Here is a 12,599-nt window from a genome sequence, read left to right on the forward strand (position 1 = left end):
CCATCCGCTTATTTCCAGACCTCGATCTTGGCGATCTTGTTGTCTTTGGTCATGGTGAGCTTGTACTGCTCGAACCGTGTCCTGTCGTCGCACGTCACACGGACAACAGTCGGCCCCATCGACGACAACACTTTGTCGACTTGCGCGTTGGAGACCTGATCGCACCAGAAACCCGCATTGCGGATTGCTCTGGCGGTCCTGCGTTCAAGCATGTTCGTCTGTGCTGATTGGGCGGACGCAACATCGCTGGCGCACAGAAGGACCAGAAGAGCGGGGAGGATATACTTCATGCTGACCCCATCGAGATGTTGCGCAGGCACGCAAAATAGTACCGGTCCTGAATGGAAACCCATTATGCGTTGCAGCATGCTTTGCCGTGGCAATCATTGCAACGATGTTACTGTAACAGCTTTGACGCGGCAAATATTTTGCACCAACATTTGGCGGGGCAATGGGGTGCCTCCCTCCTGTTGCCTCACCTGAGCGGGTCCGGTTATTGATGGCTGGCCTCCCTTGTCAGCCAAAGCCGCATTGGCGGATAATTCTGGACCCGCTCGGGTAGATTGTGTGTGATTTATTCTTGGGACGGCGCAGAATTTTGAGGGCATAGTAAGTAAAAGAGTCTTTCAGGGGCAAAACGAATGAATACTGCGGCGATCCGGGACATCACCATCAAGGCGAGCGTCCTGTTTGCACTCGGCTTGGCTCTCGTATTTGGCTGTATAGCGGTTTCACAGGCACAGACCGCAGTGTCATCACCCCCTCCTGAAAAGGTCGAACAGCTCCTGAAGCTGTTGGACGATCCGGATGTCAAAGCCTGGATCACCGCAAAGGGTGCGCCGCAGGCGGCGGAGACTCCGGCCGCGCCTGCAGCGGATGAGATTATGCTTTGGTCAAACGCCGTTCGAGCGCATTTGCGGGGCCTGGGGCAAGCCGTTCCGGCAATTCCTGCCGAGTTTTCGGGGGCAAGCTCCACGATAATGACCGAGATCAACGGGAGAGGTCCGGGAGCAATCCTGCTCCTGTTCGGCGCATTTGCGGCCCTCGGCTTCGGCGCCGAATTTGTCTTCCGGCGACTGGTCAGCCAGGCGATACGGCGGAACGTTACACCCGATGCGGTCGAGGGAGGCACGCCCGCACGGCATCACGTGATCGGCCGGTCGATCTTCGCAGCCATCGCACCCTTGGTGGTCTTTGCTTTGGCCAGCATCGGTGCGTTTCTTGCTTTCACCTGGCCCCCGCTGCTGGCCATGCTTGTCCTTCCCATGCTTGTCGGCCTGATTGCCTGGCGCGTGATCACGCGGTTGACCGCCATTCTCCTGGGATTTCATCGCGGGCAATCACCTGCAGGTGAGCACGGCAAAATGCGTCTCATTCCGATGGATGATGTGATGGCCGGCTTCTGGTATCGGCGCGTTGCCTTGTTCACAGGCATCTTCTTGACGGGATGGGCGGCTGCGAGAGTGATGACCGCACTCAATTTCACACCCAACGTCAAGAGCCTGATCGTCTACTTCATCGGCCTTGGGCTTCTGGCGGTTGCACTCGAAACCGTATGGAACCGCCCTGAAGCCCCCATTGCTTCAAGAGCCTACCGCGTCAAGGAATGGCTGCTCACATTCTATCTGTGCCTGCTCTGGTTGTTGTGGGTCGCCGGCATGAGCGGGGCGTTGTGGGTCGGCATCTATGCGCTCATCCTGCCACCGATTTTGAAGTCAACCAGCACGATCGTGAAGTCGTTCTTCTCTGGCCCTGATGATCAGGCAAAACCCAGGAATCCGGTCTTCGAAGTCCTCATAGAGCGTGGGGTAAGGGTGGTCATCATCGCGCTCGCGGCGGCTTGGCTCGCCGCAGTCATTCGCTTGCGTGCAAGCGGATTGATGGAGGACGAGGCTGCCAGCCGGATCATCCGCGGCGTACTGAGCGGCGTGGTGATCCTGCTTGCCGCGGATCTGATCTGGCATATGGTCAAGGGCCTCATCAATCAGCGCATCGAGCGCGCCCGCATCGAAGGCGGCGACGAAGCCGCGCTGGCCCGCAGCGGACGGCTGATGACCCTGCTGCCGATCCTGCGCAATTTCCTGGCCGTGCTGATCGCCGCCATCGCCGTCATGATGGTCTTGTCCGGGCTTGGCGTGGCGATCGGTCCATTGATTGCCGGCGCCGGCATATTCGGCGTTGCTATCGGCTTCGGCTCGCAGGCGCTGGTCAGGGACATCATCAGCGGGGTGTTCTATATGACAGATGATGCGTTTCGGGTGGGGGAATATATCCAGAGCGGCAGTTACAAGGGAACCGTCGAATCCTTCAGCATACGCTCTGTCAAACTGCGCCACCATCGCGGTCCGATCTTCACCGTTCCGTTCGGTACCCTGGGTGCCGTGCAGAACATGAGCCGGGACTGGGTCATCGACAAATTCCTGATTTCGGTGAATTACGACACGGATATCGCCAAGGTCAAAAAGCTGGTGAAGGGCGTTGGTGCCGCGCTGCTCGAAGATGAGGAATTCGGCCCGCAAATCATCGAAACGGTAAAAATGAAGGGCGTTGAGGCTTTCGGCGATTATGGCATCAACCTCAGCTTTGCCATGATGACGAAACCCGGCCACCAATCCACCATCCGGCGGCGTGCTTACGCGATGATACGCGAAGCGTTCGCGGAGAACGGTATCGGATTTGCGTCACCGACAGTTCAGGTTGCCGGCAACGAGGATTATTCTGCCGGTGCTGTTGCGGCGGCCACAAGAGAAACCATGGCTCGCAAGAAGGCTGCCGAAGCGGCGAAAGCAACCGAGGGGGAAGGCTAGGTCGTTACAGGCCTCGGCGTTCCTTGTGAAAGATTACAAGTTGCGCAAATGTCAGTGGAGGAGAAATGAACCAGCCCTGACCAGCGTATGACACGTCTGCAGCGGCGAAATAATCACGTTGTTCCTCGGTCTCGATGCCCTCGACGATGACGCCGAGCTTGAGGGCGTCTGCCAGGTCGAGGATTTGCGGGACAATCGAAACCTTCACGGAAGCTGTTCCGACCGTACCGGTAAAGGCGCGATCGATCTTGATCGTGTCGACGTTCAGCTGTTGAAGATTGGCCAAACTTCAATAGCCAGTGCCGAAATCGTCGAGATAGACAAGGTGCCCAAGTCTTTGCAGCATGGCGACGGCTGCGACGGCAACATCGAAGTTCTGCGGTCGATCGCTCCGTCGTGAATCGCGGCGGCCCGGGCGGAAAGGCCCGGTCTGGCAGGTCAACTCAAGGTGCAGGTTTGTTTCTTGATGTACGTCGGCGCCGCGTCAAAACGGCATTCACGGCAAACTTGGCCATCGCTTCTGAATCGCGGTTGCCAATAATGAACGCTGCCCGCACAAATCGCGCCAGCGTGCCGAATTCAGGATTAGTCATATCCGTAATATTCAGCCGCTTGGCGGCGTCTTCGAGTGCCAGCTGCATGAGTTCGCCGTCCGATTTCGAATAATTCGGATTATCATCTCCCAGAAATGTCAAATGCGTATCCCACCCATTCCGTCACGGTGTTCTGAACGTCTCTGCTCAGTAAATAATTCAAAGCGATTGGCCGTGCGAAGTAATATTATGAAAATAACTTGCTATTTAGCCAGCACGCATAGGTTGAGCCGTTAAGCGGGATTCAACTGATTGGATATTATACATTGGAAACGTACTATCTCCGATTGAATATTTCACTCATGAGATCCAATACGATCACAAGATCGCTGCGCATGTTCTGGCGGGAACACCTCCGTTGACTTTTGACGGTTCTGGTGGCGCACTTCCAGCGCAGCACACCCCCAGACTATGCCGATCAGCAACCAGAAGTGGCGCCAGTGATCGGTGTCGATGACATTGCCTATTGCCACGTGCATCACATAGACGAGATATGCGCACAGCAGGAATGGTTGCCAGGGTCGTTCGCGGAAGAGAATGCGCAAACCCAGCGCCAGCGTCAGCATTGTCAGTGTCAGATAGCTGATGAACCCGATCCAGCCATAGTCCAACGCCGCCTTGAGCCAGATATTGTGCGTATCCTCGCCGAAGATTGGACCAAACTCCAGCGGGCCAATGCCAAAGGGATGATCGATAGACATCAGCAAGCCGTACCAATGGCGTGCGAAGCGTCCAAATTGGGCATCGTCATAGTCCTGGACCAATTGAGCTCGCGCGGTGAACAGTTCGGCGACGCTCGGAATTTGCAGGGCAACAACAACAGCGAGCACCACCACGACGACCGCGAGGCAAGCGAGGAGAATGATCCGCAGCCGAAACAGCCGGTCTGGGTTTCTAACGAACAGGAGCAAGGCAAGACCCGCAATGATCAGCGCTGCCATGCCCCATGCCGCTCGCGAGAAGGAAAGGAATATGCCGAGCGTGATGATGAGAATGGGTATCAGGCGAATGGGAAGTGCACGCAGGTCACCCACCAGTACACCGTGCACGAGCCACGCCAAGGGCAGCATCAGAAAGGGGCCAAACACGTTGGGATCTTGGAATGCGCCCATGGCGCGGCCATAGCGTGTGAAAACTTCAGCGCCGGGAAAGGCATCGAAATAGCCGAGTATCCCCAACAAGGACGTGCAGACCGCGGCGAGAATATAGGCGTTGAAGATAACCGGCAGGATACGGTGGTTGGCGTTGATGATTGCCGCGAAGAAAACCGCCGTGACACCGAGGAAGAGCGAAACGGCAATGTACATGGGCGCCGTCTTCAGGTCTGGCATCTGTCCCATTGAAATCACACCGCCGATATTGAAGACGACAAGAATGGCGAGCAGAACTGAGACGGTCCGCGACAGACGCAGGCCAAACAAAGCCCAAATGCCGATGAGGCCCGCCATATAGAGCTCGTAGGGCGCAGGTTCGTCGATGACAAACCCGCTGAGAAACACGCCGAAACCAACCGCCGTCGTCGAAACAAGCTTGACCAGGGCGCGGTTCTTCGCGGCGTGACTGACGCCGGCGTCCCGCCCTTGGTCAGTCGTTGCGCTCAATAGGCATTGTCCGTGTTGAGGAGGCGGATCGGCGTCAGGAACAGGATCTTCAGATCGAACCACAGCGACCAGTTCTCGATATAGTGCAGGTCAAACTCCGTGCGCTTCTTGATCTTGTCGTCGGAATCGATCTCGCCGCGCCAGCCATTGATTTGTGCCCAGCCCGTTACACCAGGCTTGACCCGGTGGCGGGCAAAGTAACCGTCAACGACCTCGTTGTAGAGAAGGTTACGTGTATGCGCGGCAATCGCATGCGGCCTTGGACCGACAAGTGAAAGCGTCCCCATCAAGGAATTGAAGAATTGCGGCAGTTCGTCGATCGAACTCTTGCGAATGAAGCGGCCGACGCCCGTAACACGCGGGTCATTCTTCACCACGGCATTGCGCGCCGTGGGATCACACATCTCCGTGTACATGGAACGGAATTTCCAGACTTCGATTATCTCGTTGTTGAAGCCATGCCGCTGCTGCTTGAAGATGACGGGGCCCTTGCTCTCAAGCTTGATCGCTATTGCGGTGGCGATGATGATTGGGCTGAAGACCACAATGCCGAAGAGGCTGAAGAATATGTCGAAGGCCCGCTTGGCCACCGAATCCCAATCGTTGATCGGCTTGTCGAACAAGTCGATCATCGCGACGGAGCCGATATAGGAATAGGCGCGGGGCCGGAACTGCAGGTGATTGTTGTGCGCGGACAGCCTTATGTCGACCGGCAGCACCCATAGTTTCTTGAGCAGCGACAGCACGCGCGCTTCCGCGGTGATCGGCAATGAAACGATCAGCATATCGATATGGGCGATGCGGGCGAATTCGATCAGTTCGGCGATATTGCCAAGCTTGGGATATCCAGCAACGATCGCCGGCGACCGTTTGGCGTCGCGATCGTCAAAGACACCGCAAATGCGGATATCATTATACGGCTGCTGTTCGATCGAACGGATCAGGTCCTCTGCGGGTTTGCCACCGCCGACAATGACGGCACGGCGCTCCATCTTGCCGTTGCGGGCCCAGCGCCGGATCAGCCGCGACATGACCAGCCGGAACGCCATGAAGGTGACCAGTGAAGCGATGAACCATGTACCAAACCAGACGCGCGAAAAATCCTCGGACATCTTTAGAAAAAACCCGGCCAGCGACATCAGGGCGAACGCACCGGAGACAATCAGGATCAGTCGCCCGAACTTGCCGAATGGATCGCGTATGACCGCAAGCTGGTAGCTATCCGTAAATTCCAGCAGCAGCACACTGAGCGTCGCCGTTGTCACGATCGAAAGGGAATAATGAAAGAGCGCATTCGCGGAGGGGCCGACATAGATAAGAAAGACCGTAAACCCGGCCAGAACCAGGATCATGAACTCGATGATCCGCATGGTACCGCTAACCATGACCGGCGAATTCGTATTGCGCGCATATTGCGAGGCGATCGCATGAGCCATCGGGCTCAGTTTGGCTTTGGCGCTGGACAATGTTGCAGGATCAGGCGAGAGGTTGCGAACAACATCGCGCGAAAAACCGTGTTCCGCTTTTCTGTCTTTCATGATGCATCCTGAAGGGTCGAAGGGCTTCTCACTAGCACAGATCAACTAAGAAAAGCTTGAGAGAAAAAGCAAGAATACAGCGTGAATTACCGGCCAAGAGCAGCAAAATATTCTGCTTCGAGACGCATCGCCATATTTTCGACGCTGAACTTCTGCCGCAAAACCTGCGTGCCCGGAAGCAATTGCTGAAAGCCTGCCAGATCATTTATTGTGGTAACCATGCGGCCGGAAAGACTTTCAGCTTCCGGTTTTACGAGGGCGGGAGATGCTTCACCAAGGATTTCCGGAATTCCTCCGATCTGGCTGGCGATCACGGGCCGTCCAGCCGCAAGCGCTTCAAGCACGATGTAGGGCAGGGCTTCTGCCCGCGACGGGATGACCACCACTTTCGCGAGCCGGAACGCTTCGCGCGCCTTCATTGGCATCAGAAAGCGAATGTTCCCGGACATTTGTCCTGCTTGGGCTTGTTCGATCAAATGGTTGCGGTCTTTACCGTCGCCGACCATTACGGCTGTCAACGCCCGCCCGCTCATCGCGCTCCCGCGTGTGAGAGCATCGATGAAGATGTCCGGCCCTTTCAGCGCACGCATTTCGCCGATGAAAAGGAAGTCTGCAGCATCTGGGCCGGGTGTGACGGGTTCGAACTCGCGGTTCGCCAGCCCATTATAAATCAGCGCGTGACCGCATCGGGGTTCGCCCACCTTCCGCGCGTAAACGCCTTGTTCGAACTTCGAAACGAAAATGATCCGGTCGGTCATCCGCTCCATAAGTCGTTCGACACAAAAAATGAACCGCCCCTGCAGCGTTGCCGGATCGAAGTGAAGGCTACCGCCATGCGGCGAATAAAAACGGGCAACGCGAGAACCGGATGCCCGCAGCAGTGAGCCGAACAGACGCGCATAGGTGCCACCTTTGGCGCCATGCCCGTGGAGAACGTCCGGCCGCGATTTCTTGATGATCTTGTAGGTGCGGATCGCCGCCACCGCATCGCCGGGACCGATCTGCCGCTGCATGGCGATGCGTTCCAGTCCAAGCTCGAGCTTGCCACGCATTTCGCCCAGCATGGATTCTTCGAAATCGCCACCCGATGATGCATCGCAGATAATGCCAACCTTGTGGCCGGCCGCGACCTGAGCGTCGATGAGATCGCGCACATGGCGAAAAATCCCGCCAACCGGGGCGCGAAAGCAATGAACGATCCGGAGGGAATGGCTGTCGGGCATACAATAATCAGAAGAAGCGTTCGCGCACGTAAACCGTGTCGCCGGGCAGCACCTGATCAGAAATTGTCACCCGCCCGGTCAGGCTTTCACCGTTGAACTGGCGGGTTATGTCAACGTCGTTCTGTTGCGCCCGCGGAGTGAAACCGCCGGCCGCTGCGATGGCTTTCTGCGCCGTCATGCCAGGAACATAGGAATACTGGCCGGCTGCGCCGACTTCCCCCATGACGAAGATGGGGCGATAGCGGTCGATCTCCACAGCGACATCCGGATCGCGCAAATAGCCCTTGCGTAGCTTGGCTGCCACGTCGGCCTCGATTTGCTGGATGGTCTTGCCGCGGGCAGGAACGCTGCCGATAAGCGGAACCGAGATATATCCTGCCTGATCAACGCTGTACGTATTGGTGATGCCTTCCTGCTCGAAGACCGTCAGCCGGATTCGGTCACCCGCATCGAGCATGTAAGGTTTGTTGATTGCTTCATTGAATGCTGCTGGGGCCGGCCGGTAACTGGCGCATCCGCCAAGCGTCATCGCGAGAACGCCAATGGCCACCAGTAAAATCTGCTTGCTGAACACGTCTGGAACCCTAACAACAGTTGCGGAGAGTCTTTGTCGATTCTTGCCGGGATTATCAGTTCATTAGGGTTAATGGCTGGTAAAGTATCGGGAAACTAAGCAGATTGCGGCACGCCAGGGTTGTGGCCAGACAGTTCTTAACTCGCTGGTTACCATAGGTCTTTACCATTATGCTATTCGGATTGGAGTGTTTTGGATGCCTGGGGCGAGCTCTGTCGGTAACGATGTTGACATTGATATAGGCGCGTTGTTCGCCAGCCTGTGGCGTAACAAGCTGCGGATCATTCTTGGTTCGCTGCTTCTGACGGCGCTGGCGTTTCTGCTCCTGTCTCTGGTGGCTCCGAAATATCGTGGTGAAACCCGAATCCTTATCGAAACGCGCGAATCTGTCTTCACCCGTCCGGCAAATCAGCAGGGTGATGACCGGCCCATACTTGATCAGGAGGGCATCAAGAGCCAGGTGGAGCTTATCGGCTCGTCGGATCTTTTGAAACGGGTCATCACAAAACTGGAGCTTGGCAAGATTGAGGAATTGTCCGCAGGGGCGGAGCCCTCGGCGCTATCGCGGCTTTTGGGTGCCGTTGACATTGGCAGCAATCCCGGCGGGGACGCCAGAGACGACTATATTTTGCAGGCTCTGCGCGATCGCCTGATGGTCTTTAGCGTCCAGAATTCCCGCGTCATCGTTATCCAGTTTTCTTCCAAGGATCCCGAATTGGCGGCTTCAGTGGCCAATGCGATCGCGGACGAGTATGTCGCGACCCAGCAGGCGTCAAAATCCCAATCAAATGAGGATGCGACCGGCTGGCTGCAACCGGAAATCGCTGATCTCAGCAAGCGCGTAAAGGATGCCGAGGCAAAGGTCGCTGCCTATCGCAGTTCTTCCGACCTGTTGATCGGCCAGAACAACGCTGTACTGGCGACGCAGCAGCTTTCGGAACTGTCTTCGGAACTGTCGCGCGTGCGCGCCAATAAGGCGGCCAGCGAGGCCAAGGCCGAAAGTGTGCGTTCGGCCCTGGCCAAGGGCGCTGCGGTCGAAACGCTTCCCGATGTCATGGCTTCCCCTTTGATCCAGCGTCTGCGTGAGCGTCAGGTGCAACTCAACAATGATATCGCCGACCAATCGGCGGCGTTGCTCAGCGGGCATCCGCGCATACGGGCCCTGCGTTCGCAACTCGCCGATCTCAATCAGCAGATCCGGCTGGAGGCACGCAAGGTGCTCGGCAGTCTGGAAAACGAGGCACAGACAGCACGCTTGCGAGAGACGCAATTGACGCGCTCTCTCAATGAGTTGAAGGCGCAATCTTCAAAAGCAGGTGAAGAAGAGGTCGAGTTGCGCGCGCTGGAGCGTGAAGCTACCGCACAGCGGCAACTGCTTGAAACCTATTTGACCCGCTACCGTGAGGCGTCGTCCCGGACAGCGAGCGATTCCTTGCCGGCCGATGCACGTATATTCTCCCGCGCCGATCGCCCGATAGAACCATACTTCCCAAAGAAGATACCGATGACGATAGCGGCCTTCGTCGCGTCGCTGCTGCTCTTGAGCATTGGCACGTTGTTGCGGGCGCTGTTCAGTGGCCAGGCCTTGCGTCCCGCCTACACCCGGCCCTCGCCAGTTGAATCGGCCGCAGAGCCGGTCGTTGCTAGCAATACCCTCGAGCCGGCAATCTCCGCCAGCACCGGCACCGAAGAGGCGCCGGAGCAAACGATTTTGACTGAAGATGCGCCTGACGGCCCCGATATCGCGGTGCCAGCGCTTGATCCGATCGTCGAAACGCCGTCGGCCCATGCCGATCATTCCGGCGTCGCGAATGTCGCGGACCGTTTGATGGCAAGCGGTGCAGCACGCGCGGTGGTCGTTTCGCCAGAAGGGGACGAGGCGTCAGCACTGACAATCCTGCTCGTACGCGAGTTGGCCGACCGCGGCGTTCGCGTCATTCTCATCGATATGACGGGTTCGGGCGAAATTGGCCGTTCGATGCTCGACGACAAGAATCTCCCGGGCATCACCAATCTCCTCGTGTCCGAGAAGCATTTCAGCGATGTCATTCATACCGATCACTATTCGCATGCGGAGATCATACCGCTTGGCAATCACGACCCTGCGAAGGCGATGCTGTCGGTCGGCCGCCTGCCGATGATCCTCAATGCATTGCAATCCGCCTACGACCTGGTTGTGGTCGATGGTGGTCCGGCGACGGTCGCGGAATTGAAGCATTTGCTGGCGGATGGCACGGAGCTTATTCTCGGGGTAGTTAACCCCGACGATCCTGACGTTGCCGCAACTGCGAAGGCCGTATTTGACGCCAAGCTGCTCGAGCCGGAATTGTTGACACCGTTCAACAAGGAACACTTGCGTCTCGACGCCGGCAGGGTTGTCCGCTCGGCCTGAATCTTGCGCCAGGGCCACCTTGGTAACGTCGCCCGTTGTATTGAATGCTAAACCACACGGCTTCTGCTAGATTGCCGCGCAAAGCATTGCACGGAGGGGCAGATGTACTTGCACACAATAGGTGAAGCCGAAGCAACTGGCCGGGTGGCCGAAATTTATGCCGCGCAGATAGCCCAACTTGGTTTTGTCATGGCCACCGCCAAATCATTTACGCCTCGGCCCGACCTGCTGCCGGTCTATACTGATTTTGTCGACAAGATTCGGGCGGGGTTCTCCCTGGGTGTGCGGGAATGGCGTCTGATCACCCTGATCGCTGCGAAACATATCCCGTCTACCTATTGTTCCTACGTCTATGGCAAACAATTGATCGGCGACTTGGGCTCGAAAGAAGCTGTGATCGCCGTTCAGCGCGACTTTCGAAGCGCCGGTTTGCCGGAGAGGGACGTTGAGATGCTCTCATACGCAGAAAAGATCGCCAAAGATGCATCGCAGGTCACTCAAACCGATATCGACAGGCTGCGATCAGCCGGCTTCACGGACCAGCAGATCTGCGATATCGCGCTCTGCGCCGCGTTTCGCTGCTTTGTAAGCCGGTACTTCGACGCAGTGGGTGCTGGTCCAGAGGCCGTCTTCGTCGACGACAACGAGGAATTTCGAAATGCGATGAGCGTGGGCAAGACTTATTGAGGATCTCGTCGCTTTCCGAACAGGCGCGACCGGGCTTTTCGCACGCTGGCCCAGATTACGTCATTCTGTTTGATGGTTCGCACCAGTTTGCCGCGTGCCGCCAGGTAGCCGGCATATATCCGGCCCTTGGTCGTTAGGCTGACATCCGCGTCGTAGGTCGGGACTTCGATGTCGCTCCAGCTTCGTTTATATGGCTCGTCGCCGATGCCAAAACTGTAAACCGCGAGATTGGTATTGCAGCTGTCCTGGATATCCTCAAAAAACAGGAACTCACCGGGGCTGGCGCTGACAAGCCCATCTTCGGATATACCGATGAAGTCGATGAAGGTCTGGTGCTCAGAATACGATTTGCCGAGAACCGCCCGGTATTTGCCTGCGACCTCCAGGGCCTTGAGCTGAAATCGCGGCGCTTCCAAGCCGGTTTCGTTCGCAAACAGCCGGTGAAAGAAATCCTTTATGCCTGCAGGCTCGTAGGTGTTCCTGATACCTGCCTTGGCAAGGCGGTCCGCTTTCCAAACGAAATAGTTTTCAAGCATTGCCTCGGCCTCGGATGCCGTCACTGCAGTTACGATGCGATACCCGCCAGCGTCCTCGAAACGGCGCATGTTCTGCCGGTGTTTTTTCTTCTTCCTCTTGGAGCTGTTGCGGGCGAGTACGGTCTCGAAATTCCGGTCCAGCGTAATTGCGAGACTGACATTGGCGTTTTCCCGGTTTGGAAGCTGGCTAAGGGGATTGGTTATGCCGTCAAGTTCACCCAGTTGCCTTGCCAGCGACACCAGATCGATATCCGGCCGGGCCTTCCGCAACTCTTTGAAGAGCGTTGCAAGGTCGTTGCGGCCAATTTCATGAGTACCCGAAATCGCCGGAAAATTGCAATTTGCGTGCGGCCCGCCAGCAAAGATGGCGACGCGAACCGGGCCTTTTGGGACGATCTCCAGCGGCAGGATGAATACTGGTCTGTCGGCCGCACACAACACCGCAACCAGGCAATCCGCGTTGACTGATGATTGCCAGAAAGAAAACCAGCCTGCCGTTTGTGCCGGACCAGCAAAAAAGCCTTCTCCAAGTCCAGCCCACAACATGTTGGCTTCAGCCGCGAAAACGATCTTTGCTTTTAAAGGAGGAAGCGGCATTACTTGGTCCAGTGGAGGAGGGGTAAAACGGGGCGGGTTCGTTGATCAACC

General features: G+C 56.9%; 11 protein-coding genes. 3 read left to right on the forward strand and 8 right to left on the reverse strand.

Going from position 1 to position 12,599, the window contains the following annotated elements; all coding sequences use genetic code 11:
• Nucleotides 1-8 precede the first annotated feature (8 nt).
• Complete coding sequence (locus tag N8E89_RS14465) at nucleotides 9-290, reverse strand: hypothetical protein (protein ID WP_112759818.1); 282 nt, start codon at nucleotides 288-290, stop codon at nucleotides 9-11.
• A 351-nt stretch (nucleotides 291-641) separates the two neighbouring features.
• Here N8E89_RS14465 and N8E89_RS14470 point away from each other — a divergent pair, with 351 nt between their 5' ends.
• Nucleotides 642-2,807: a mechanosensitive ion channel family protein gene (locus N8E89_RS14470; RefSeq protein ID WP_262260309.1), complete on the forward strand. Its 2,166-nt coding sequence runs from the start codon at nucleotides 642-644 to the stop codon at nucleotides 2,805-2,807.
• 4 nt (nucleotides 2,808-2,811) lie between these two features.
• On the opposite strand, the gene N8E89_RS14475 is transcribed toward N8E89_RS14470, so the two are convergent.
• The 6 genes from N8E89_RS14475 to N8E89_RS14500 all read right to left on the reverse strand — a co-directional run bounded on the left by N8E89_RS14475 (nucleotide 2,812) and on the right by N8E89_RS14500 (nucleotide 8,291).
• The gene (locus N8E89_RS14475; protein WP_112759955.1) at nucleotides 2,812-3,093 is read right to left on the reverse strand and encodes an EAL domain-containing protein; all 282 of its coding nucleotides are present in this window, start codon (nucleotides 3,091-3,093) and stop codon (nucleotides 2,812-2,814) included.
• Between the two features lie 157 nt (nucleotides 3,094-3,250).
• The gene (locus N8E89_RS14480) at nucleotides 3,251-3,448 is read right to left on the reverse strand and encodes a hypothetical protein (protein WP_162707105.1); all 198 of its coding nucleotides are present in this window, start codon (nucleotides 3,446-3,448) and stop codon (nucleotides 3,251-3,253) included.
• A gap of 248 nt (nucleotides 3,449-3,696) precedes the next feature.
• Nucleotides 3,697-5,001 carry an O-antigen ligase family protein gene (locus tag N8E89_RS14485; RefSeq protein WP_106664936.1) on the reverse strand — a complete coding sequence of 435 codons (1,305 nt, stop codon included), beginning with the start codon at nucleotides 4,999-5,001 and terminating at the stop codon, nucleotides 3,697-3,699.
• Nucleotides 4,998-6,539, reverse strand: coding sequence for an undecaprenyl-phosphate glucose phosphotransferase (locus N8E89_RS14490; protein WP_112759952.1), 1,542 nt, complete (start codon nucleotides 6,537-6,539; stop codon nucleotides 4,998-5,000). Before N8E89_RS14490 ends, N8E89_RS14485 begins: the two co-directional genes overlap by 4 nt.
• Before the next feature lie 86 nt (nucleotides 6,540-6,625).
• Nucleotides 6,626-7,762 carry a glycosyltransferase family 4 protein gene (locus tag N8E89_RS14495; RefSeq protein WP_112759951.1) on the reverse strand — a complete coding sequence of 379 codons (1,137 nt, stop codon included), beginning with the start codon at nucleotides 7,760-7,762 and terminating at the stop codon, nucleotides 6,626-6,628.
• Between the two features lie 7 nt (nucleotides 7,763-7,769).
• On the reverse strand, nucleotides 7,770-8,291 hold the full coding sequence (locus N8E89_RS14500) for a polysaccharide biosynthesis/export family protein (protein ID WP_245448834.1): 522 nt from the start codon (nucleotides 8,289-8,291) through the stop codon (nucleotides 7,770-7,772).
• Nucleotides 8,292-8,532: 241 nt separating this feature from the next.
• Between N8E89_RS14500 and N8E89_RS14505 the strand changes: the two genes are divergently transcribed.
• Nucleotides 8,533-10,728, forward strand: a complete 2,196-nt coding sequence (locus tag N8E89_RS14505; protein WP_262260313.1) for a GumC family protein — start codon at nucleotides 8,533-8,535, stop codon at nucleotides 10,726-10,728.
• A 102-nt stretch (nucleotides 10,729-10,830) separates the two neighbouring features.
• Nucleotides 10,831-11,415 carry a carboxymuconolactone decarboxylase family protein gene (locus N8E89_RS14510; RefSeq protein ID WP_262260315.1) on the forward strand — a complete coding sequence of 195 codons (585 nt, stop codon included), beginning with the start codon at nucleotides 10,831-10,833 and terminating at the stop codon, nucleotides 11,413-11,415.
• Here the strand turns inward: N8E89_RS14510 and N8E89_RS14515 are convergent.
• Nucleotides 11,409-12,548 carry a GNAT family N-acetyltransferase gene (locus N8E89_RS14515; protein WP_262260316.1) on the reverse strand — a complete coding sequence of 380 codons (1,140 nt, stop codon included), beginning with the start codon at nucleotides 12,546-12,548 and terminating at the stop codon, nucleotides 11,409-11,411. The genes N8E89_RS14510 and N8E89_RS14515 overlap by 7 nt on opposite strands.
• Nucleotides 12,549-12,599 lie beyond the last annotated feature (51 nt).

This window comes from Phyllobacterium sp. A18/5-2 (genome assembly GCF_025452215.1).
GTDB classification, from domain to species: domain Bacteria; phylum Pseudomonadota; class Alphaproteobacteria; order Rhizobiales; family Rhizobiaceae; genus Phyllobacterium; species Phyllobacterium sophorae.